Here is a 21,374-nt window from a genome sequence, read left to right as displayed (position 1 = left end):
CAGAGCCCGGCGCCGAAAATTGCCGGGCTCCGGCAGTCACTTAGAGGGCGGCGACCGGATGCGGCGAGCCGTCATAGGCGCCCCAGATCGACTGGTCGAAGCAGATCACCGAACCGGTCATCAGGCCGGATTCTGCAGAGGAAAGATAGGCGCAGGCGCGGGCCACCTCTTCCGGGTCGACAAGGCGGCCGAAGGGCTGGCTTGCGGCGGCCTTTGCCAGCCAGTCTTCCGCCGCGCCGTGATATTCCCGCTGGATGCGGTCCTCGCCCTCTGACGACATCCAGCCGATGTTGAGGCCGTTGACGCGGATGCGGTTGCGCAGCAGGGCATAGGCGGTGTTCTTCGTCAGCGTTTCCAGCGCGCCCTTGGATGCGCAGTAAGCGGCGATGAAGGGCTGGCCGGCTTTTGCCGACATCGAGCCGATATTGACGATCGTTCCCTCGATCTTCTCGCGCCGCATCACCTTCACGGCCTCCTGCATCAGGAAGAACGGGGCCTTCACGTTGACGGCGAACATCTGGTCGAAGAGCTCGGGGCTGGTGTCGAGGATCGTGCCGCGGTCGGTGATCGCTGCGGCGTTCACCAGCGCATCGACGCAGCCGAAAGTCTCGTCGCAGGCGCGCACGACATTCTGCGCGTCCTCGACCTTGCCGAGATCGGCCTTGACATAGACGACCCTGGCGCCGGTCTTCGATGAAAGCTCCTCGGCCTTCGCCTTGCCCTTCTGTTCGTTGCGGCCGCAGATGACGATGCCCTTGGCGCCGCGCTCGGCGAACAGGCGGGCGATGGTGGCGCCGAGGCCCTGGGTGCCGCCGGTGACGATGGCGATCTTGCCGTCGAGGCGGCTGGTATCTGTGCTCATATGGTTCCTCCGATGTGTTGAATGGTGATCTCACGGCAAAAGCCCCTCGTCGAAACGAGAGGCTTCAATGGTGTCGTTCTTATGAGCTGATCAGGTCAGCTTCTTCTCCGCCTGATCGGCGAGGGCCTTGGTGAAGGCCTCGTCGCTCCAGCCTTCCTTCAGCGCCTCATGCATCAACTGCGCCTGCGTCTTCGGCGCCAGGCCGCCGACCGGTGGGTCGCGGTCGAGGTTGGTGGGGAAGGAATAGCCTTCGGCGCAGGAGGCGACAGCGTTGGCGATGCCCGTTTCCGAGAGCTTACCTTTCAGCGTCTTCAGCGCCGGGAAGAGTTTCGCGCTCATCCGTTCGCGGTTGACCGTCTCCATGGCGCGGCCAAAGGCTGAGGATACCTGCAGCAGATTGGCGACGCGCTTGATGTCAGCCGAGCGGTTGGTGCCTGCGGCATGGAAGAGCGCCGGATTGAAGAACACGACGTCGCCCTTCTTCAGCGGCAGTTGGATGTGGTGCTTGTCGAAGTAGTCGCGGAACTCCTGGCGTTTGAGCGCGAGGTAGCCGGGCACATAGGTCTGGCTATGCGGCAGGAAGAGGGTCGGGCCGCTTTCGATCGGCATGTCGCAATGGGCGACGGCGCCTTGCAGCGTCAGCACCGGCGAGAGCTTGTGAACATGGGCGGGAAACTGCTCGATCACCTTGGAGGACTGGAAGCCCAGGTGGTAGTCGCGATGCGCCGATTGCGCGGCGCCGCCCGGATTGACCCGGTTCACCTGCGCCGTCATTTGATAGCTCGGGCCGAGCCAGGCTTCGCTGGCGATCGCGACGATCGGGTTGGCGTAATAGAGCGCGAAATTTTCGGGATCGGCAAGGCAGTGCTTTTCGAGCGAGTTCCATATGCGGTCATTGGCGCCGGGCTTGGCGAAATGGTCGCCGCCGCCAGTCGAGGTGCGGTGCTGCTCCTCGATGATCTCGTCGAAGATCTGGCTGGCGCGGTCGATGATCGAGGTATCCTCGTAGGCGCGCTTAAAGACGACGACGCCCGGGCCTTCGCCGAAGGCTTCGCAGATCTCGGCCAGCACGGCGCGGCGGCCTTCCGGATCGGAGATCGCCTTGGTAACCTTGCGGCTGTCGTAGATCAGAACGTTTTTCTCAACACTATCGGCCGTCGGGTAATCGGCCAGCGCCGTGGTCTTTTCGGCCAGGGCGCGGAAGTCGCCGAGATCGCAGGCATCTTCCGTCAGCCAGACGCGGTCGGCGCGCATTTTCTGCAGGTTGTCGGTTTTCATCAGGTGCTCCTCCAAATCTGATGAAGGAACTATACGCCGCAGGATTTGCTGATATAGATCAAAAATCCATCAAAAAACCATCAGAATGGCAGCCATGGCCCATCCCTTTCTCGTCAAGGACATCGCCTTTCAGGCCGGTCTCAGCACGGCAACCGTCGACCGGGTACTGAACGGACGGACAGGTGTGCGCCGCCAGACGGAGCAGCGGGTGAAGGCGGCGATTGCCGAGCTCGAGAAGCAGCAGGCCGGTGCCGAAGTGGCAGGACGAAAGCTGGCAATCGATATCGTCATGGAAACGCCGGTGCGGTTCAGCGATGCCGTGCGCGCCGCCTTCGAGGCGGAGGTCGCAACGCTGCTGCCGACCGTTTTCCGCTGCCGTTTCCATTTCGCTGAGGTGATGAAGCCCGCTGAGCTTGTGCAGCTGCTCGACCGCATCCGGCTGCGCGGCACGCATGGCATCGTCCTAAAGGCGCCCGATGTGCCGGAAGTGGTTGCCGCCGTCCGGCGCGCCGATGACGCCGGTATCCCCGTGGTAACGCTGGTGACCGATCTGCCGAACTCGCCGCGGGTCGCCTATACCGGTGCGGATAACAGGGCTGCGGGCGAGACGGCCGCCTATCTGATCGGCTCGGTATTCGGGGGCACTCCGGGCCATGTGCTGGTCACTCTCTCGAGTGGGCGGTTCCGCGGCGAGGAGGAGCGCGAGATCGGCTTTCGCCGTGTGATCCGAGAACATTATCCGGCTATCGGTGTTACCGAGATTAGCGAAGGGCATGGCACCGATGCGGCAACGGGCTCGCTGGCGGCCAGGGCACTGGCATCGGATGCGAGCATCGATGCCGTCTATTCGATTGGTGGCGGCAACCGCGCGGTGCTGGCGGCCTTCGAGGCGGCCAGCCGGAAGCTCCGCGTCTTCGTGGCGCATGATCTCGATGCCGATAACCGGTCACTGCTCGCATCCGGCAAGATCAATTTCGTGCTGCATCACGATCTGCGCAGCGATGCGCGATCGGCGTTTCGTGCCATTCTCGACCGCGTCTCGAAAGCGGCGCGGGGTGGGCCGGGGCCACTCTCCGCCGTCGAGATCATCACGCCGTTCAATATGCCGGACCACCATGCTTCCGCAAAGGATGAAATCGGGGTAGTGGTGGGCTGAAGCGAGGTGGACGGGATGGAATATAGCGACATCGGAACCATTGCGACCTGGTTGACGGAGCAGGGGCTCAAGGGCGCGACCGAGTCCGAGCTGCTCGACGGCTTCTGCATCGCCTGCCGCGAGAAGGGCCTGCAGATCGACCGCGGCATGGCGCTGATGGATACCCTGCATCCCGTTCACGAAGGCCGCGCCTTTCGCTTCGACAGCGAGCAGGAGGTCGAATCCGAATTCGAATATGGCCCGACCGGCGAAGGCGAGGCGCTGGAGAGCTGGAAGCGCTCGGCCTTCTATTATCTCTGGGCCGGTACGGAAAATGAGGTCCGCCGCCGTCTCGGTTTTGGTGATCCCGCCGATTTCCAGATGCTCGAGAAGATGGCCGAGCTGGGCCATACCGACTATGTCGCGATGATCCACCGCTTCGAGAAGCAGGGCACGATCGGCGAGATGGATTGCTTCTTCTCGCATTTTTCGACACGCCATCCCGAAGGCTTTTCGGACCACGATCTTGTCATCCTGCGCAAGCTGGTGCCGGTGCTCGGTCTTGCCATCAAATGCATCGGGCTCGGCCGCATCGCCCGCACGATTGCCGAGGTCTATCTCGGCGAGGATGCGGCCCGGCAGGTCATGGAGGGGAAGATCAGCCGCGGTAAATCGGAACGGATTTCGGCGGCGCTGTGGTTCTCAGACCTCTTGAATTACACCAAGATTTCGGACAACGCCTCGCCCGAGGAAATCCTGCCCTTCCTCAACGAATATAGCGAAGTCGTGATTTCGGCGATCCATGAGGCGGGTGGCAACGTCTTGAAGCTGATCGGCGACGGCGTGCTGGCGATCTTCAAAGCGGATGATCCATCGGACGCCTGCTGTGCGGCGCTGGAGGCGGAGCGGCTATTGCGCGGCAAGCTCGCGACGCTGAACGCGGCGCGCCAGATCGATGACCGCCCGACGACCGATGTCTATCTCGGCCTGCATATCGGCGATGTCTTCTACGGCAATATCGGCAGCCAGGAACGGCTGGATTTCACCGTCATCGGTCCGGCGGTCAACGAAGTCAGCCGCATTGCATCAATGTGCCGGTCGGTGGATTTCAACGTGCTGATCTCCTCGGAATTCGCCGAGACCATTCCGCAGGCGGATCGCGACGTGCTCGCCTGCATCGGCCGCTACGCGCTGCGCGGCGTCAAGCGGGCGCAGGCGCTCTATACGCTGGAGACGGCGCGGCTCGGCGGCGATCTCTGAGCGATCGCCATTCTGCCCATGCCTGCCCGCTTTTCCCTGGCGGCGAGAGGGAACAATCCGGTGCGGCGAATTGTTCGGTGTCCGTGATCATCGCATAGCAGAACCATGGAAAAGTCATCCGCATTGACACTGACGCTTCTGTCGCTGTTCGGCACGTCAGTCTTTCTCATCCTTGCCATCACGGGGCTCGGAGGCTTTGGACCGTTCTTCAGCCACCCGCCGCTCGTGGTGCTGACGGTGGTGACCATCGCGCTGGCGGTCGCGGCCGGTTTCAGCAAGGGCAATCTCAGTGGTGGCGAGCGGGAGGACAGATCGAACCGCTGGGTGCTTGTGGCATTCGCTATCCTCGGTTTTCTGCTCGGCTACCTGCCTGCCTACACGGACAGGCTGGATTTCTGGACATTCGGCGGAGACGGCGTGCGTTGGGCCGGCGTCATCATCTATGCCGCCGGCGGCTCGTTGCGGCTCTGGCCGGTCTTTGTGCTTGGCCGCAGGTTCAGCGGCCTTGTGGCCATCCAGCCAGGGCATGAACTGGTGACGGCAGGGCCTTACCGGTTTATCCGGCATCCAAGCTATGTCGGGCTGCTGGTCACATCGCTCGGCTGGGCGCTGGCCTTCCGTTCGATGGTTGGGGTGATCCTGGTGCTTGTGACACTATGGCCGGTGATCGCGCGGATCCGTGCGGAAGAAGCCTTTCTGAAATCGCAGTTCGGTGCAGAGTATGAAGCCTATCGCGGCCACACCTGGCGGCTCATCCCCGGCATCTACTGAAAAGGGCCGCTTTCGCGGCCCTTCTATCTCACCATTCGGCGAAGCTGCCATCTTCGTGGCGCCAGATCGGGTTGCGCCAGCGGTGGCCTTCCTTGGCGCGCTCGATGACATAGGCTTCGTCCACTTCGACGCCGAGGCCGGGGCCCTGCGGGATCGAGACGAAACCGTCGGCATACTGGAACACCTCCTTGTTGGAGATGTAGTCGAGGATGTCGTTGCCCTTGTTGTAGTGGATGCCGAGGCTCTGTTCCTGGATGAAGGCGTTGTAGCTGATCGCGTCGACCTGCAGGCAGGCGGCAAGCGCGATCGGGCCGAGCGGGCAATGCGGGGCGAGCGCCACGTCATAGGCTTCCGCCATCGACGCGATCTTGCGGCATTCGGTGATGCCGCCGGCATGACTGAGATCCGGCTGGATGATGTCGACATAGCCGTCAGCCAGGACCGACTTGAAGTCCCAGCGCGAATAGAGCCGCTCGCCGAGCGCGATCGGCGTCGAGCAATGATTGGCGATTTCCTTCAGCGTCTCGCGGTTCTCGGAGAGGACGGGCTCTTCGATGAACATCAGCTTGTAGGGCTCGAGCTCCTTGGCGAGCACCTTGGCCATCGGCTTGTGGACGCGACCGTGGAAATCGACGCCGATGCCGACATGCGGGCCGATTGCCTCGCGGATGGTGGCGATGGTCTCGACCGCCTTGTCGATCTTCTCGTTGGTATCGACGATCTGCATTTCTTCGCAGCCGTTGAGCTTGATCGCCTTGAAGCCGCGGGCGACGACTTCCTTGGCGTTGCGGGCGACATCGGAAGGGCGATCGCCGCCGATCCAGCTGTAAACCTTGATGCGGTCGCGCACCTGGCCGCCGAGCAGCGAGTGGATCGGCTGGCCGAGCGCCTTGCCCTTGATATCCCAGAGCGCCTGGTCGATGCCCGAGAGAGCCGACATGTGGATCGCGCCGCCGCGGTAGAATCCGCCGCGATACATCACCGTCCAGTGGTCTTCGATCAGGAAGGGGTCCTTGCCGATCAGGTAGTCGGCGAGTTCATGGACGGCGGCCTCGACTGTCAGCGCACGGCCCTCGACGACAGGCTCGCCCCAGCCGACTACGCCCTCATCGGTTTCGATCTTCAGAAACAGCCAGCGCGGCGGAACGATGTAGGTCGTGAGCTTGGTGATCTTCATGAGATGGGGCTTTCGCTATTGTCGTGTTGCGTCTGCGGCGGTGCCGCCTGTCTGTCTATTTGGTCCGGCCGATCGCCTTTTCGGCAGCCGCGAGGTCGCGCACGGCAAGGTCCAGCATGCGGTTGGCGCATTCGCGGGCCTTGGCGCGGTTGCGCAGCCGCAGCGCCTCGACGAGCTCGCCGTGGACGGCGACGGCATCCTCGCGGCTCTCGACGGCGATGTTCGAGGCGTGGAGCGCATATTTGAGTGCGGCGTGGATGGCGCTCAGAAGCCGGCGGAAGACCTGGTTGTGGCTCGCCTTCAGGAGCACGGCGTGGAACATCACGTCGGCATCGGTGAAGGCTTCGGGATCGCCGGCGGAATCGCGCATCTGGCGCCAGGCGCTGTCGAGATCGGCGATCTCCTGGGTGGAGGCGCGCTCGGCGGCATATTCGGCAGCGGCGGGTTCAATGGTGCGACGTGCCTCGAGGATGCAGCCGAGCAGGTCGAAGTCCTTGATATAGGGGCCCATCCATTCGAGCACCTCGGCATCGAGGATGTTCCAGTCGTCGCGGTCGCAGACCGAGGTGCCGATCCGCGGCTTGCCGCGCACCAGGCCCTTCGATTCCAGGACCTTTAGAGACTCGCGGATGACGGTGCGGCTGACACCATAGATCTCGCAGAGATCGTTCTCGCGCGGCAGCGGCGAGCCGGCCGGATAGCGCTCCGAGAAGATGTCTTCGGCAATGGCCGCCGTTACGCTTTTGCGCACGCGCGGACGGCTTCCCGTGCGTGGATTTGCATCCCCACTCTGCCGTTCGATGGAATCCAAAATGAACCTCTCCGCTTTCTCTGCCCGCGAAGCAAACCGAACCCTCTTAGCTGAATTCGATTGCCTTTGCGACGCCTCCTCCTGGCAGGCTTGATATTATCTTATTATTCCAATCATCATACAAAGGCAATTGACTGGTATGATGATTTAACTTAATTCTAGCGCACTGCCTGGGAGGCAGATGCTCATTTTTGAGAGTTAGGGAGAGAGACATGCGCTTGTTCAAAGCAGCCATCCTGGCTGGCACGTTTGCCATTCTGGCCGCCGGCTCCGCCTTCGCCGAGGACGTCAAGATCGGCTTCATCGTCAAGCAGCCGGAAGAGCCGTGGTTCCAGGACGAATGGAAGTTCGCCGACCAGGCCGCCAAGGAAAAGGGTTTTACCCTCGTCAAGATCGGCGCTGAGGACGGCGAAAAGGTTCAGTCGGCGATCGACAACCTCGGCGCCCAGGGCGCGCAGGGCTTCATCGTCTGCACGCCGGACGTCAAGCTCGGCCCCGGCATCGTCGCCAAGGCCGCTGCCAACCAGCTGAAGCTGATGACCGTCGACGACCGTCTCGTCGATGCAGAAGGCAAGCCGCTGGAAGACGTTCCGCATATGGGTATCTCCGCCACCAAGATCGGCGAAACCGTCGGTCAGGCGCTTGTCGACGAAATCAAGAAGCGTGGCTGGGACATGAAGAATGTCGGCGCCATCCGCATCTCCTACGATCAGCTTCCGACCGCCGTCGACCGCGTCGAAGGCGCGATCTCCGTGCTGAAGGCTGCCGGCTTCCCGGCCGAGAACATCTATGACGCGCCGCAGGCAAAGACCGATACGGAAGCCGCCCTCAACGCTGCGACCACCGTTCTCAACAAGCATGCCGACGTGAAGTACTGGGTTGCCTTCGGTCTCAACGACGAAGCCGTTCTCGGCGCCGTCCGCGCCTCGGAATCGGTCGGCATCGCCGCCGACAACATGATTGGCGTTGGCATCGGTGGCGCAGACTCGGCGATCAACGAGTTCAAGAAGCCTTCGGCTACCGGCTTCTTCGGCACCGTCATCATCTCGCCGAAGCGTCACGGCTACGAAACCGCGCTCAACATGTACGACTGGATCGCTAACGACAAGGAACCGGCAAAGCTGACGCTGACCTCCGGCTCGCTGGCGCTGCGCGGCGACTATGAAAAGGTTCGCAAGGACCTCGGCATCCAGTAATCATCCTCCCAAGGTGATTTCACCCCGGCGGCCTTGAAAGCCGCCGGGCTCTTTCTCCATGGAGCTGGCATGGCCTTCCTCGAATTCAACAACATCTCCAAAGGCTATCCCGGGGTCCGGGCGCTTTCCAATGTCTCCTTCGACGTTGAGAAAGGTGCCGTCCACGGGCTGATGGGCGAGAACGGCGCGGGCAAGTCGACGCTGATCCGCGTGCTCTCCGGCGACCAGTCCGCGGACGAGGGCAGCATCGTCATCGATGGCGAGGAGCAGAAATACGGTTCGGTGCGCGATGCCTTCCATGCCGGCGTCATCGTCATTCACCAGGAACTGCAGCTGGTTCCGGAACTGACCGTCGCCGAAAATCTCTGGCTCGGCCGCTTCCCCGGCAAGGGCGGCGTCATCAACAGCAAGACGCTGATCGAGACCGTTCGCGCCAAGCTGGACGAGATCGGTATCGATGTCGATCCGTCGGCCAAGGTCGCGACGCTGTCGATCGGTGCGCGGCAGATGGTCGAGATCGCCAAGGCCGTCATGCTCGACGCGCGGGTCATAGCGCTTGATGAGCCGACGTCGTCGCTGTCGTCGCGGGAGAGCGAAATCCTCTTCTCGCTGATCGAGAAGCTGAAGGCCAAGGGCACCGTTATTCTCTATGTCTCGCATCGCCTGGAGGAGATCTTCCGGCTTTGCGACAGCCTCACCGTTCTTCGCGACGGCAAGCTTGCGGCGCATCATCCCAAGGTCGCTGATACGACACGCGACCAGATCATCGCCGAGATGGTTGGGCGAGAGATCAGCAATATCTGGGGCTGGCGCGAGCGGCCGGTCGGCGAAATCAGGCTGGAGGTCAAAAACCTTTCCGGCTCGAAGCTGCGCAATCCGATCAGCTTCTCCGTCCGCAAGGGCGAAATTCTCGGCTTCTTCGGCCTGATCGGTGCCGGGCGCAGCGAAATGGCCCGGCTGCTCTATGGAGCGGATCATCGCCATCAGGGCACGGTCGAGATCGACGGCGTCGCCGTTTCTGCCGACAATCCGAAAGCAGCGATCAATGCCGGCATGGTGCTCTGCCCCGAAGACCGCAAGTTCGACGGCATCATTCAGGGGCGGTCGATCGAGGAGAATATCGCGATCTCGTCGCGCCGCCATTTCTCGCCCTTCGGCATTCTGAGCCCGAAGAAGGAAGCGTCGGTCGCCGACCAGTTCATCGCCAAGCTTCGGGTTCGCACGCCCTCGCGCAAGCAGGACATCATCAATCTCTCCGGCGGCAACCAGCAGAAGGTCATTCTCGGCCGCTGGCTTTCGGAGCAGGGCGTCAAGCTGCTCGTCATCGACGAGCCGACGCGCGGCATCGATGTCGGCGCCAAGTCGGAGATCTACGAGATCCTCTATGAGCTCGCGGCAGGGGGGATGGCGATCGTCGTCATTTCCAGCGAACTGCCCGAGGTGATGGGCATTTCCGATCGCATCATGGTCATGTGCCAGGGCCGCGTCGCCGCCAATGTGGCGCGCGCCGATTTCGACGAACGCAGCATTCTGACCGCGGCTCTGCCCGACAAGAATGCCGCCGGCATACTCTAATTCGGGAACGGTAGTGATGAACTCGTTGAAAAAAATCCTTCTCGGCGAACAGGGCCTCGTGGTGATCTTCGCGATCGCCTTCGTCATCGTCTCGCTGACCGTTCCGAGCTTCCTGACGGAACGCAACATGCTGGGCCTGCTGCAGTCCGTCGTGACAATCGGCATCGTCGCCTGCACGATGATGTTCTGCCTTGCCTCGCGCGACTTCGACCTCTCGGTCGGTTCGACCGTCGCCTTCTCCGGCATGATCGCCGTCATGGTGTCGAACTCGACGGGATCGATCCCGCTCGGGCTGCTGGCCGCGCTGATCTGCGGCAGCATCGTCGGCGTCGTCAATGGCGTGGTCATCGCCAAGTTCCGCATCAACGCGCTGATCACGACGCTGGCGACCATGCAGATCGTTCGCGGCCTGGCGCTAATCGCCTCGGATGGCCGTGCCGTCGGCATCAACGATCCGGCTTTCTATCAGCTGGCGCTGTCGCGCTTCCTGACAGTGCCGACGCCGATCTGGATCATGATCGCGCTGTTCATCGTCTTCGGCTTCGTGCTGAACCGCACCGTCTTCGGCAAGAACACGCTGGCGATCGGCGGTAATCCGGAGGCCTCGCGTCTGGCCGGCGTCAATGTCGTCAACATGCGCATCTGGATATTCGCCCTGCAGGGCCTTGTCTGCGCCATCGCCGGCATCCTGCTTGCCTCGCGCATCACGTCCGGCCAGCCGAATGCGGCGACCGGCCTCGAGCTCTCGGTCATCTCGGCCTGCGTTCTCGGCGGTGTATCGCTCGCCGGCGGGCGCGCGGCGATGACCGGCGTCATCGTCGGCGTGCTGATCATGGGCATTGCCGAAAACGTCATGAATCTGCTGAACATCCAGGCCTTCTACCAGTATGTCGTGCGCGGCTTGATTCTGCTGATCGCGGTGTTGCTCGACAATCTCCGCTCTTCGGCAGCGGGCCGGCGCGGGTGAGCGAGGTCGCGGATATCGACGAGATCAGGATCGCCGATGGCGGTCTCGAAATCTCCGTGTCCCGGCAGGGCGGCGCGATACGCAGCGCTACATTCCACGGCCGCGCCTTCCTACAGCCGCGGGGCGGACCGGATGACGGCATGGCGAGCTTCCCACTGGTGCCCTTCGGCAATCGCGTCGAATACAACGTCATGACCGTTCATGGGCGCGACTATTCGTTCCAGCCGAATACCGATGATCCGCTTTACCTGCATGGTGATGGGTGGCTTGGGCTCTGGAATATCGAGATGCACGATGAACGGTCTCTGACACTGAGCTACGAGCAGGAGGCGGGGCGTTCGCCCTATCGCTATTCGGCATCCCAGGGCTTTTCGGTTTCTGACCGTCGTCTCGAGAATGTCCTGTCCGTCACCAATCGCGGTGTCTCACCGATGCCCTTCGGGCTCGGCTTTCACCCGTTCTTTCCGCTGACGCCGAACGCGACGCTGCTCGCTCCGGCATCACGGCTCTGGACGGAGCGGCAGGGCTATCTGCCGGATGCGCCAGTCACCATTCCTGAAGAGCTTGACTTCTCGACCCCGCGACCGGTTCCCGATCGATGGATCAACAATGCCTTCGAAGGTTCGAGTGGTGCGGCTTCCATCCGGTGGCCGGAGCTTGATCTCGTCGCTAAAATCGAGATGGACGGCATCTTCGGCAACTACATGATCTATACGCCGGGCAATGCGGACTTCTTCTGCTTAGAGCCGATGAGCCACTTGCCGAACGGCCATCATATGCGGGATTTTGGCGGGATGATTATGCTGGCGCCCGGCGAGAGCCTTGCGGGGCGAATGACGATCAGCCTTTCGGCTGCGGGAATTTGAGGAGAGAGCTTTGGTAGAACGTCTGGCAGGCAAGCGCGTGTTCATCACCGGTGCGGCACAGGGCATCGGCCTGGCGATTGCCGAGGCTTTCGTTCGCGAAGCGGCGGCCGTCTTCCTTATCGATATGGATGGCGCCCTCCTTGCGGCTGAGGCTGAAAGGCTTCGGGCACAGGGCGCTGCAGTCGGCCATATGGCGGCTGATATCACCGATGCGAAGGCGATCGGCGACGCAGTTGCCCAAGCCGAACGCGAGATCGGGCGGATCAATGCGCTGGTTAACAATGCCGGTGTCAACGTCTTTGCCGAGCCGCTGGAAACCAGCGACGAAGAATGGAACCGCTGCTTTGATATCAATCTGAAGGGCGCCTGGAACTGCTCGAAGGCCGTTCTGCCGGGACTGATCGGGGAGGGGGGCGGCGTCATCCTGAACATCGCTTCGACCCATGCCTTCACGATTATCCCGCATACCTTCCCCTATCCGCTCGCCAAGCATGCGCTTCTCGGGATGACCAAGTCCCTCGGTCTCGAATATGCGCCGAAGAATGTTCGCGTGAATGCGCTGGCGCCGGGTTATGTCGCGACGCAGAAGGTCATCGATTACTGGAATGGCTTTGCCGATCCGGAAGCGGCGAGGGCCGAGACGATGAAGCTGCATCCCGGCGGGCGGATCGCGACACCGCAGGAAATCGCCATGGCGGCGGTGTTCATGATCTCCGACGAGTGCCCGTTCATGAACGCGACCTGCCTGACAGTCGACGGCGGCCTCAGCGTCCAGCAGCATCCGGCCTGAATGATTTTCGTATAGCTGTGTTCAACACGCGATAGAGCCTTATATTGCCGGGCAGGAAGGTTTCGCCTTCCCAGGGTGGCGGCGTTGACCGCCTTAAGCTTCAATCGCAACGGAGGACGGCATGCAGATCAATCGTACAGCTTCAGCCCAATGGTCCGGCGGGCTCAAGGACGGCAAGGGCAAGATTTCGACGCAGAGCGGCGCGCTCAAGGAGCAGCCCTATGGCTTCGCGACCCGCTTCGAAGGCGTTCCCGGCACCAACCCGGAAGAGCTGATCGGCGCGGCCCATGCGGGATGCTTCACCATGGCGCTGTCGCTGATCCTCGGCGAAGCCGGGCTGACGGCGGAAAGCATGGAAACCACGGCAAAGGTGACGCTTGAAAGCGTCGAGGGCGGCTTCGCGATCACTGCGATCCATCTGACTCTCACCGGAAAGGTACCCGGTGCCGACCAGGCGAAATTCACCGAGCTTGCCAACAAGGCAAAGGCCGGTTGCCCGGTCTCCAAGGCGCTGTCGGCGGTTCCGATCACGCTCGACGTCACGCTCTCCTGACCGCTTCAAAACCGCCTGTTGAATGCCGCGCGCCTTTGGCCGCGGCATTTTTGTATTCGCCAATTCGGTTGACATCTGACGAATGATATCTTACGACTGACGAAATTCGAAAATCGTCAGTCGTAAGTGAGGCCGCCGAAAACATGGTCGAAACCGCCGAAAACGTATTGGACAGCACCCGCCAGGAGAATGTCACCCGCATTCTCGACTCGGCCGAAAAGCTGTTCCGGCACTACGGATATGCCAAGACGACGGTTGCCGACGTGGCGCGCGATCTCGGCATGTCGCCGGCCAATATCTATCGCTTCTTTGCCTCCAAGGTGGAGATCCACCAGGCGATCTGCGGCCGCATGCTGGCCGCCAGTTACAAGCAGGCCTACGACGTCTGCCACATGCCGGTCAGCGCTTCCGAGCGGCTGCGGCTCTTCGTACATGGCCAGTATCAGATGACCGTGGACACCATGCTCGACCGTGAAAAGGTTCACGAGATGGTCATCGTTGCGATCGAGCGCGACTGGCATGTCATCGACAAGCATATCGACAGCATTCAAGCATTGACCGCCGACGTGATCCGCGAGGGGATCGCCGCCGGTGAGTTTGCCGAACAGGACGCGGATGCGGCTTCGCGTTGTTTCGGTGCGGCGACGGTGACCCTGTGTCACCCGCAGATCGTGGCCCAGTGTCTTGCAAAGACCAATCGGGCGACGATCGACGAACTCGTCGAATTCTCTCTGAAAGCACTGAAATAACAGGCGGCTCAGCTGTCTGAGAACATCAAAAAAGATTGGGAGTGCGAACATGATTTCGCAAGAAAGCCGCCGCGTGCCGTCCATCCTCAGCATTGCGCTCGTTGGCGCGCTCGGCTTCGGGCTTGCCGCCTGCAGTGACGAGAAAAAAGCCGAGGCTCCGGAGATCATCCGTCCGGTCAAGGTCGTCGAGATCGCCAAGGCCGGTGACACGCGGGTCCTCGATTATTCCGGCGCCGTCAAGGCGCGCACCGAGATGAACCTCGGTTTCCGCGTTGCCGGCAAGATCACCGAGCGCCGCGTCAATATCGGCGACAGGGTGAAGCCCGGCGATATCCTCGCCACCATCGATTCCACCGATTACGAACTTGCCGTGAAGAGCGCCGAGGCCAATCTGGCCGCCGCCGAAAAGGGTGTGCAGACCGCCGATCTCGCCAACAAGCGTGCCGAGCAGCTCTTCGACAAGAGCGTCGCCTCCAAATCCCAGCTGGAACAGGCTTCGCTGAGCTACGACCAGTCGGTTTCGACGCGCGATGCGGCGCTCTCCTCTCTCGATCAGGCCAAGAACCAGGTCAGCTATTCGCAGCTGAAGGCCGACCAGAACGGCATCGTCACCACGATCAACGCCGATACCGGCCAGGTGGTCTCGGCCGGTACGCCCGTCGTGACCGTCGCGGTCGATGGCGAAAAGGAAGTGCAGATCGCGGTGCCGGAGAACGACATCGCTGAATTCAAGCCGGGCAAGAAGGTAAAGGCGAGCTTCTGGTCCGATGACAAGCTGGTTCTCCAGGGCAAGGTTCGCGAAGTCTCGGGCGCTGCCGATCCGCAGTCACGCACCTTCTCGGTCCGCGTCAGCCTGCCGAACGATCCCCGCGTGCTCTTGGGCATGACGGCGACTGTCGAAGCCAACGTCACCAACGCCAATCCCTACGTCGCCGTGCCGCTCAGCGCGCTGGCCGAGAAGGAAGGCAAGAAGATCGTCTGGATCGTCGACCGCCAGGCGGCGACGGTTCATGCCCGCGAGATCAAGGTTGCCGATTTCACCGGTGACGGCGTCAACGTCACGGAAGGCCTTTCGACCGGCGATATCGTCGTTGCGGCCGGCACGCAGTTCATGAGCGAAAACCTCAAGGTCAAGCTGCCGGAATTGCAGGCCGCCTCGGCCGATGTGACGAGCTCCGTCGAGTAGAGCGCCGGGAGAGGGATCAAGGTCATGGACACAAACACCACCGAGAAGCGCCCGTTCAACCTGTCGCGCTGGGCAATAGGCCATCCGAGCATCGCCCGCTTCCTCTTCGGCCTCATCCTGATCACCGGCGTGCTCGGGCTGATGCGCATGGGCCAGAAGGAAGACCCGGATTTCACCTTCCGCGTCATGGTCGTCCAGGCCGTCTGGCCGGGCTCCTCCATTCAGGAAATGGAAGACCAGGTCACCAACAAGATCGAGCGCAAGCTGCAGGAAACGCCGCATCTCGACTGGGTGAAGTCCTATACCCGCGCCGGCAGCTCGATCATCACCGTACAGGTGAAGGGCGATACCAATGCGGCCGACGTTGCCGACGCCTTCTACCAGGTGCGCAAGAAAGTCGGCGATATTTCCAGCGAGCTGCCGCAGGGTCTGCTCGGGCCGTATTTCAACGATGAGTTCGGCGATACGTTCATCACGCTGCATTCGATCAGCGGCGACGGCTATTCCTATCCGGAGCTGAAGAAATTCGCGATCCAGGCGCGTGACATGTTGCTGACGACGCCGGGCGTCGAGAAGGCGGTTATCATCGGCGACCAGCCGGAGAAGATCTATATCGACGTGTCCTCCAAGGCGCTGGCCGAGCGCGGCATGACGGTCGTCGACCTGCAGAACGCCATCAAGGGTCAGAACAGCGTCGATCCCGCCGGCTCCGTCGATACCGGTCTGCGGTCTGTGCGGATTTCCGTCGAGGGCGATGTGCGCAAGCTGGACGATATCCGCGAGCTGCGGCTGCGCTCCGGCAATCAGGTGACCCGCCTTGGCGATATCGCCACCGTCTATTCCGGTCTCGAAGATCCCTATCAACGCAAGTACCGCTTCAACGGCCACGAAAGCGTCCAGGTCGGCGTCGTCATGGCCAAGGGCTTCAAGGTCACCGATGTCGGCAAGGATGTCGAAGCGACCTATGAGCGCTTCGAGAAGTCGCTGCCTTACGGCGTGGCTGTCGACCAGATTTCCAACCAGCCAGATGTCGTGACCGATGCGATCAGCGAGTTCATGCATGCGCTCGGCGAGGCCCTGGTCATCGTTCTCATTGTCTCGTTCCTGTCGATCGGCTGGCGGTCGGGTCTGGTGATTGCGATCGCCATTCCCCTGGTGCTCGCCGCGACATTCGCGATCATGTACGAACTCGGCATCGATCTGCAGCGTATCTCGCTCGGCGCGCTGATCATTGCGCTCGGCCTTCTGGTCGATGACGCGATGATCGTGGTCGAGATGATGGAGCGAAAGCTTGAAGAAGGGCTCGTCAAGATCGAGGCGGCAAGCTTTGCCTATTCGTCGACCGCGTTCCCGATGCTGACCGGCACGCTGATCACCACGGCGGGCTTCATTCCCGTAGGCTTCGCGGCCTCGACGGCCGGTGAGTATGTGCGCTCGCTGTTCTATGTCGTCGGTATCGCGCTCATCGTTTCATGGTTCGTCGCGGTCTATTTCACGCCGTGGCTCGGCTACATGATCCTGAAGCAGCGCCACCATGCGGGTGAGCATCACGATGTCTTCGACACGCGCTTCTATCGCGGCCTGCGCAACAGCGTCGGCTGGGCGGTGCGCCATCGCGCAATCGTGCTCTTGATCACCGTCGGTGCCTTCGTCACCAGTCTCTGGAGCTTCCAGTTCATTCCGCAGAACTTCTTCCCGCAGTCCTCGCGGCCGGAAATCCTGGTCGATCTCTGGCTGCCAGAGGGTACCAGCATCAAGGATGTCGAGACCAAGGCGAAAGCCCTCGAGGCCAAGATGATGGACGACAAGGACAAGAAGTTCATCGCCACCTATATCGGCGAGGGCGCGCCGCGCTTCTTCCTGCCGCTCGACCAGCAGCTTGCCAATCCGAACTTCGCTCAGCTGCTGATCATGGCGAATGACGAACCGGCGCGCGAACGGCTGATCACCAAGCTGCGCACCATCCTGGCCGAAGACTTCCCGGATATCCGCGGCAAGGTCGATCGCCTGTTCCTGGGACCGCCGACCGGCTGGCCTGTGCAGATGCGCGTCATGGGTCCGGATCGCCAGGAAGTGCGGCGGATTGCCGATCAGGTGAAGGCGAAGTTTGCCGAGAACCCTGAGCTTGGCGCCATCCATGACGACTGGCTCGAGCCGGTGCCCGCCATGAAGCTGGTCATCGACCAGGATCGTGCCCGCTCGCTCGGTGTGACCTCGCAGCGCGTCCGCCAGATGCTGCAGACGGCAATGTCCGGTGCACCGCTCGACGATTTCCGCGATGGCGAGGAAACGGTCTCGATCGTTGCCCGCGAGCCGGATGCCAGCCGCTCGCTGCTGTCAGCCGTCAACTCGGTCTATGTGCCGACGGATTTCGGTGGCTTCGTGCCGGTCTCGCAGATCGCCAAGGTCGTGCCTGTGATGGAGCAGGGCGTCGAGTGGCGGCGTGACCGTCTGCCGACGATCACCGTGCGCGCCACGTTGCCCGACGGCGTTCAGCCGAACGACGTGGCGATGAAGATGTATGCCGACATGAAGGGCCTGCGTGACAGCCTTCCGGCCGGCTATCAGGTTCAGATCCAGGGCGGCGCGGAAGATGCGGCCGAGAGCCAGGATTCGATTGCCGCCAAGGCGCCGATCATGCTCGTCGTGATCATGATCCTGCTGATGGCGCAGCTGCAGCACTTCGGCAAGGCGATGCTGGTCTTTGCGACCGGTCCGCTCGGCATCATCGGTGCGGCAAGCGCGCTGCTGATCAGCGGTGCCCCCTTCGGCTTCGTGGCGATCCTCGGTGTCATCGCGCTGCTCGGCATCATCATCCGCAATTCGATCATCCTCGTCGACCAGATCGACCAGGATATCAAGGCGGGGATGCATCGCCAGGAAGCGATCGTCGGCGCTGCCGTCCGCCGCTTCCGGCCGATCATGCTGACGGCGCTGACGGCCGTGCTGGCGCTGATCCCGATCTCGCGCGGCGTATTCTGGGGTCCGCTTGCCTATGCAATGATGGGCGGCATTCTGGTTGCCACCCTGCTGACGATCTTCGTTCTGCCCGCAGGCTACGCACTGTTTTTCGGCCGCGAGCCGAAGGACGCGACGAGCGGGCAGGCCAGCGCCGACCAGGAAGACGCGGATGAGCATCATCCGCCGGCGATGGCTGCTGAGTGAAGATGGCGCGGTTTCGGCCGCGCCGTTTTCGCTTTTGGGCTTTAGGCGGCCTCGGCCTTCAGGCCGAGGATGGCCGCACCGATGAGGCCGGGCTCGACGCGGCATTCGCTGCGAACCACCAGCGGGCGGTCGAACTTGCGCAGGATCCGCTGGCGGACCGCTTTGTCGAGTTCGGCAAGCAGCTGCTCGACATTCGACAGACCGCCGCCGACGGGCACGATGGTCGCGCCGGTGATGTTGACCGTCAGCGCCAGCGGCGAGGCGACGAGGTCGGTATAGACGTCGATCGTGCGCGTCGCTTTCTCATCGCCCTGCTGCCATTGCGTGATGATCTCTTCGCTGGAGAAATCGAGATCGTGCAGCGTCTTGTGCAGGCGCTCGAGGCCGCGGGCGCCGCCGACCGTATCGACGCAGCCCTTCTGGCCGCAGCCGCAGGGATAGGCGGGGATCTTCGCAGGCGGGTTTCCGGCTTCCGACGCGATGATCGGGCCATGGCCCCATTCACCGGCAAAGCCGCCCGAGGCGTTGATCAGGCGGCCATCGGAGACCAGACCGCCGCCGACGCCGGTGCCGAGGATGGCGCCGAGAACGATGCGGTGGCCGCGACCGGCGCCGAGTTCGGCTTCGGCCATGGCAAAGCAATCCGCATCATTGGCGATCAGCACGGGCAGGCCGAGTTCGGCCTGAAGATCGGCAGCAAGATCGCGGCCATGGATGCAGGGAATGTTGGCGCAGGTCAGGCGCTGGGTATCGGGATCGACAACGCCGGCGATCGACAGCGCGACGCGCGAGGGCTGTTCGCCGCTTTCGTTGATGAAGCTGCGGATGATCTCGACGAAGGCGGCAAAATCATCCTTCGGGGTCGGCTTGCGGCCCATGGGAGTGATGTCCGCTTCCGAGCGGGCGATGCCGCCCTTGATAGCCGAGCCGCCGATATCGAAGGAAATGATCATGTCTTGCCGCCTCGCGATTACTGGCGTCTGCTCGCACCGTTTGATGTGATTTGCAAGTCCTATGCGGGCAGGGTGACGCGCGCTTCGAAGCCGGATCGGCTGCCGCTAGCGGGTGAGATCAGCTCCAGCGTGCCGCCCATCTGTGTGGTGATGCGGTCGGCGATCGCCAGGCCGAGGCCGGAGCCCGGCGCGTTGGTCGCGCCGCGGCGGAAGCGGCGCTTCAGATTTGCAAGATCGGCTGCGGCGATGACGGAGCTGTCGTTGACGACCCGGATCGTGCCATTGCCATCGATCGAGACCTCCACCGGCTGTTCGGGATCGCCATGAGAGAGCGCGTTCTCGACGAGATTGCGGATGACGATGCCGAAGGCGTCGATATCGGCATTGCGCACCATGGCAGCACCGGGTTCTGCCTGATAGGCGACGCGGCCTTCGGTGCGGCTGTCGCGGGCGTAGTCGACCATCAGCATGTCGAGGATCGCCTTGAGATCGGATGGCGTGTCGCTTCGGCCGATGCCGGCCTCAGCGCGGGAGAGCTGAAGCAGCTTTTCGGCAAGGCGGCCGAGATTGGTAAGCGATGCTTCTACCTGCTGCGCCCGCTGGCGGACGGGGCCTGCAGGCAGCTCCTGCGCAAGGCGCTGTGTCTGCGCCAGCGCACCGGCGATCGGGGTGCGCAGCTCGTGGGCGCTGTTGGCGGTGAATTCGCGCTCGGCTTCGAGGGCTGCGCGCAGCCGGGCAAGCAGCAGGTTGACGGAACGGGCGATCGGTTTGATCTCGCGCGGCAGGCGGCCGCTCTCGATCGGCGCCATGTTGCCGCCGTCCTTGGTGGCAATGTCCTGCCGCAGAGTCTCGATCGGTTTCAGCGCGCGGCCGACCACGAACCAGACGGCGAAGATGCTGGCGGGGATCAGGACGATCAGCGGCCAGAGAAGTGTCGCGGCACTTTCGCGCACCGCTTCGCGGCGATTGCCAAAGCGGTCGGCGACCTGCATGAACAGCGTGCCATCTGCTGTCGCCTCGGTGTAGATGCGGTGGGATTGCGTGTCGTGGAAGCCTTGGGTCAGCGGCGCGCTGAAGGGCTCGGACGGCGCGTCGTTGGAGCGCAGCACGACTTTCCCCGTCTTGTCGCGCAGCTGATAGGTCAGATATTCGCGGCTGGCGGCCGTGTTCAGCATGGCGATGCTGCGCGGGTCGCTGACGGTCCGTTCGCCGAGATCGTCGACGATCAGCGCCAGCAGGCGCTGCGTCGTTTCTTCCTGCGCGCTATCGAAAATCTCCGAGAATTCGTGTTGCATGACGCGGATGCTGAGGCCGATGGCGATCAGCCAGAAAAGCACGAGGATGCTCGTCAGCGCCAGGATCAGCGGCCGGGTGATGCTCGGTTCACGTCTCATGCTTCGCCCAGTGTGTAACCGATGCCGCGGGCGGTACGGATGCGGTCCTTGCCGATCTTCTTGCGCAGGCGGCTGACATAGACCTCGACCGTATTGCTCTCGATCTCTGAGCCGAAAGCATAGAGCGCCTCCTCGATCCGGTCCTTGGGAACGATGGCGCCCGGCCTTGCGATCAGGAGATCGAGAACGGCCCATTCGCGGCTCGTCAGTACGATCGGCTCGCCGGCGACCGCAAGCTTGTGCTGCGGGCGGTCGATCTCGATGTCGGCGATCTTGATGATCGGGTGCGGGTTGGCGCCATAGCGGCGCGCGACCGCCATGATGCGGGCCTCGAGCTCGCCGAGATTGAAGGGTTTGACGAGATAGTCGTCGGCGCCGGCGTTCAGCCCTTCGATGCGGTCGGAAATCTGGTCCCGGGCCGTCAGGATGATGACCGGAACCGATGAGCCGCGGCCGCGGATCTCCTTGAGGAAGGCGATGCCGGTGCCGTCAGGCAGCTGCAGGTCGAGCAGAATCAGGCCGTAGTCGACGGATTTCGCCGCCACATGCGCGTCGGTGATGGTGCGCATCCAGTCGATCGCGTGACCGGCGGCGGCCACATGGTCGCGCACCGCTTCGCCGATCATTCCGTCGTCTTCAACCAGCAAAATCCGCACGCAAATTTCTCCTTGGCGAATGAGTAGCGC

At 62.5% G+C, this 21,374-nt stretch carries 19 protein-coding genes; 12 read left to right on the top strand and 7 right to left on the bottom strand.

Annotated elements, in window-relative coordinates; translation table 11 throughout:
- Positions 1–40 precede the first annotated feature (40 nt).
- Both ABIE40_RS17120 and ABIE40_RS17115 read right to left on the bottom strand, forming a co-directional pair.
- The gene (locus ABIE40_RS17120; protein WP_199628900.1) at positions 41–862 is read right to left on the bottom strand and encodes an SDR family oxidoreductase; all 822 of its coding nucleotides are present in this window, start codon (positions 860–862) and stop codon (positions 41–43) included.
- A 90-nt stretch (positions 863–952) separates the two neighbouring features.
- Entirely contained in the window at positions 953–2,140 is a 1,188-nt protein-coding gene (locus ABIE40_RS17115) for a phytanoyl-CoA dioxygenase family protein (RefSeq protein ID WP_199628901.1), read from the bottom strand.
- 94 nt (positions 2,141–2,234) lie between these two features.
- On the opposite strand from ABIE40_RS17115, the gene ABIE40_RS17110 reads away from it, so the two are divergent.
- From ABIE40_RS17110 to ABIE40_RS17100, 3 genes are all read left to right on the top strand, one after another.
- Positions 2,235–3,296: a LacI family DNA-binding transcriptional regulator gene (locus ABIE40_RS17110; RefSeq protein ID WP_199628902.1), complete on the top strand. Its 1,062-nt coding sequence runs from the start codon at positions 2,235–2,237 to the stop codon at positions 3,294–3,296.
- A 15-nt stretch (positions 3,297–3,311) separates the two neighbouring features.
- Positions 3,312–4,535: an adenylate/guanylate cyclase domain-containing protein gene (locus tag ABIE40_RS17105; protein ID WP_199628903.1), complete on the top strand. Its 1,224-nt coding sequence runs from the start codon at positions 3,312–3,314 to the stop codon at positions 4,533–4,535.
- A gap of 105 nt (positions 4,536–4,640) precedes the next feature.
- A complete protein-coding gene (locus tag ABIE40_RS17100; RefSeq protein ID WP_199628904.1) occupies positions 4,641–5,306 on the top strand; it encodes a methyltransferase family protein in 666 nt (221 codons plus the stop codon).
- A 28-nt stretch (positions 5,307–5,334) separates the two neighbouring features.
- Here the strand turns inward: ABIE40_RS17100 and dgoD are convergent, their stop codons facing one another.
- Together dgoD and ABIE40_RS17090 are read right to left on the bottom strand one after the other, a co-directional pair.
- Entirely contained in the window at positions 5,335–6,483 is a 1,149-nt protein-coding gene (gene dgoD, locus ABIE40_RS17095) for a galactonate dehydratase (RefSeq protein WP_130282319.1), read from the bottom strand.
- Positions 6,484–6,538: 55 nt separating this feature from the next.
- The gene (locus ABIE40_RS17090; protein WP_112719816.1) at positions 6,539–7,294 is read right to left on the bottom strand and encodes a FadR/GntR family transcriptional regulator; all 756 of its coding nucleotides are present in this window, start codon (positions 7,292–7,294) and stop codon (positions 6,539–6,541) included.
- 212 nt (positions 7,295–7,506) lie between these two features.
- On the opposite strand from ABIE40_RS17090, the gene ABIE40_RS17085 reads away from it, so the two are divergent.
- The 9 genes from ABIE40_RS17085 (at position 7,507) to ABIE40_RS17045 (ending at position 18,341) form a co-directional block, all read left to right on the top strand.
- On the top strand, positions 7,507–8,490 hold the full coding sequence (locus ABIE40_RS17085) for an arabinose ABC transporter substrate-binding protein (protein ID WP_112719815.1): 984 nt from the start codon (positions 7,507–7,509) through the stop codon (positions 8,488–8,490).
- Positions 8,491–8,559: 69 nt separating this feature from the next.
- Positions 8,560–10,065: an L-arabinose ABC transporter ATP-binding protein AraG gene (gene araG / locus ABIE40_RS17080; protein ID WP_199628905.1), complete on the top strand. Its 1,506-nt coding sequence runs from the start codon at positions 8,560–8,562 to the stop codon at positions 10,063–10,065.
- Positions 10,066–10,081: 16 nt separating this feature from the next.
- Positions 10,082–11,032 (top strand): L-arabinose ABC transporter permease AraH, encoded by a 951-nt coding sequence (araH, locus tag ABIE40_RS17075; protein WP_199628906.1) that lies wholly within the window; start codon positions 10,082–10,084, stop codon positions 11,030–11,032.
- Positions 11,029–11,898 carry an aldose 1-epimerase gene (locus ABIE40_RS17070; RefSeq protein ID WP_199628907.1) on the top strand — a complete coding sequence of 290 codons (870 nt, stop codon included), beginning with the start codon at positions 11,029–11,031 and terminating at the stop codon, positions 11,896–11,898. The genes araH and ABIE40_RS17070 overlap by 4 nt, the downstream gene beginning before the upstream one ends.
- Before the next feature lie 10 nt (positions 11,899–11,908).
- Positions 11,909–12,688: an SDR family oxidoreductase gene (locus ABIE40_RS17065; RefSeq protein WP_199628908.1), complete on the top strand. Its 780-nt coding sequence runs from the start codon at positions 11,909–11,911 to the stop codon at positions 12,686–12,688.
- 121 nt (positions 12,689–12,809) lie between these two features.
- The gene (locus tag ABIE40_RS17060) at positions 12,810–13,241 is read left to right on the top strand and encodes an OsmC family protein (RefSeq protein ID WP_199628909.1); all 432 of its coding nucleotides are present in this window, start codon (positions 12,810–12,812) and stop codon (positions 13,239–13,241) included.
- Between the two features lie 143 nt (positions 13,242–13,384).
- Positions 13,385–13,990: a TetR/AcrR family transcriptional regulator gene (locus tag ABIE40_RS17055; RefSeq protein ID WP_130282311.1), complete on the top strand. Its 606-nt coding sequence runs from the start codon at positions 13,385–13,387 to the stop codon at positions 13,988–13,990.
- 49 nt (positions 13,991–14,039) lie between these two features.
- Positions 14,040–15,176 (top strand): efflux RND transporter periplasmic adaptor subunit, encoded by a 1,137-nt coding sequence (locus tag ABIE40_RS17050; protein ID WP_112719808.1) that lies wholly within the window; start codon positions 14,040–14,042, stop codon positions 15,174–15,176.
- Between the two features lie 24 nt (positions 15,177–15,200).
- Complete coding sequence (locus ABIE40_RS17045; protein WP_199628910.1) at positions 15,201–18,341, top strand: efflux RND transporter permease subunit; 3,141 nt, start codon at positions 15,201–15,203, stop codon at positions 18,339–18,341.
- Positions 18,342–18,382: 41 nt separating this feature from the next.
- On the opposite strand, the gene ABIE40_RS17040 is transcribed toward ABIE40_RS17045, so the two are convergent.
- From ABIE40_RS17040 to ABIE40_RS17030, 3 genes are read right to left on the bottom strand one after another with little or no spacing between them, the layout of a single operon-like run.
- The gene (locus tag ABIE40_RS17040; protein WP_199628911.1) at positions 18,383–19,294 is read right to left on the bottom strand and encodes an ROK family protein; all 912 of its coding nucleotides are present in this window, start codon (positions 19,292–19,294) and stop codon (positions 18,383–18,385) included.
- Positions 19,295–19,353: 59 nt separating this feature from the next.
- Positions 19,354–20,688, bottom strand: a complete 1,335-nt coding sequence (locus tag ABIE40_RS17035) for a sensor histidine kinase (protein WP_199628912.1) — start codon at positions 20,686–20,688, stop codon at positions 19,354–19,356.
- The gene (locus ABIE40_RS17030; RefSeq protein ID WP_130282305.1) at positions 20,685–21,344 is read right to left on the bottom strand and encodes a response regulator; all 660 of its coding nucleotides are present in this window, start codon (positions 21,342–21,344) and stop codon (positions 20,685–20,687) included. Before ABIE40_RS17030 ends, ABIE40_RS17035 begins: the two co-directional genes overlap by 4 nt.
- Positions 21,345–21,374: the final 30 nt, after the last annotated feature.

The sequence above is a fragment of the Rhizobium sp. OAE497 genome, assembly GCF_040546565.1.
In the GTDB taxonomy this organism is placed as follows: domain Bacteria; phylum Pseudomonadota; class Alphaproteobacteria; order Rhizobiales; family Rhizobiaceae; genus Rhizobium.
Note: the sequence above shows the minus strand (reverse complement) of the source record. Positions and strands in the feature narration are given on the sequence as shown.

What these genes read in the sequence shown, in the direction of transcription:
- ABIE40_RS17120 (WP_199628900.1), bottom strand. Translation starts at nt 862, where the DNA reads ATGAGCACAGATACCAGCCGCCTCGACGGCAAGATCGCCATCGTCACC.
- ABIE40_RS17100 (WP_199628904.1), top strand. Translation starts at nt 4,641, where the DNA reads ATGGAAAAGTCATCCGCATTGACACTGACGCTTCTGTCGCTGTTCGGC.
- ABIE40_RS17050 (WP_112719808.1), top strand. Translation starts at nt 14,040, where the DNA reads ATGATTTCGCAAGAAAGCCGCCGCGTGCCGTCCATCCTCAGCATTGCG.
- ABIE40_RS17060 (WP_199628909.1), top strand. Translation starts at nt 12,810, where the DNA reads ATGCAGATCAATCGTACAGCTTCAGCCCAATGGTCCGGCGGGCTCAAG.
- ABIE40_RS17040 (WP_199628911.1), bottom strand. Translation starts at nt 19,294, where the DNA reads ATGATCATTTCCTTCGATATCGGCGGCTCGGCTATCAAGGGCGGCATC.
- ABIE40_RS17085 (WP_112719815.1), top strand. Translation starts at nt 7,507, where the DNA reads ATGCGCTTGTTCAAAGCAGCCATCCTGGCTGGCACGTTTGCCATTCTG.
- araG (WP_199628905.1), top strand. Translation starts at nt 8,560, where the DNA reads ATGGCCTTCCTCGAATTCAACAACATCTCCAAAGGCTATCCCGGGGTC.
- ABIE40_RS17035 (WP_199628912.1), bottom strand. Translation starts at nt 20,688, where the DNA reads ATGAGACGTGAACCGAGCATCACCCGGCCGCTGATCCTGGCGCTGACG.
- araH (WP_199628906.1), top strand. Translation starts at nt 10,082, where the DNA reads ATGAACTCGTTGAAAAAAATCCTTCTCGGCGAACAGGGCCTCGTGGTG.
- ABIE40_RS17055 (WP_130282311.1), top strand. Translation starts at nt 13,385, where the DNA reads ATGGTCGAAACCGCCGAAAACGTATTGGACAGCACCCGCCAGGAGAAT.
- ABIE40_RS17110 (WP_199628902.1), top strand. Translation starts at nt 2,235, where the DNA reads ATGGCCCATCCCTTTCTCGTCAAGGACATCGCCTTTCAGGCCGGTCTC.
- ABIE40_RS17045 (WP_199628910.1), top strand. Translation starts at nt 15,201, where the DNA reads ATGGACACAAACACCACCGAGAAGCGCCCGTTCAACCTGTCGCGCTGG.
- ABIE40_RS17105 (WP_199628903.1), top strand. Translation starts at nt 3,312, where the DNA reads ATGGAATATAGCGACATCGGAACCATTGCGACCTGGTTGACGGAGCAG.
- ABIE40_RS17115 (WP_199628901.1), bottom strand. Translation starts at nt 2,140, where the DNA reads ATGAAAACCGACAACCTGCAGAAAATGCGCGCCGACCGCGTCTGGCTG.
- dgoD (WP_130282319.1), bottom strand. Translation starts at nt 6,483, where the DNA reads ATGAAGATCACCAAGCTCACGACCTACATCGTTCCGCCGCGCTGGCTG.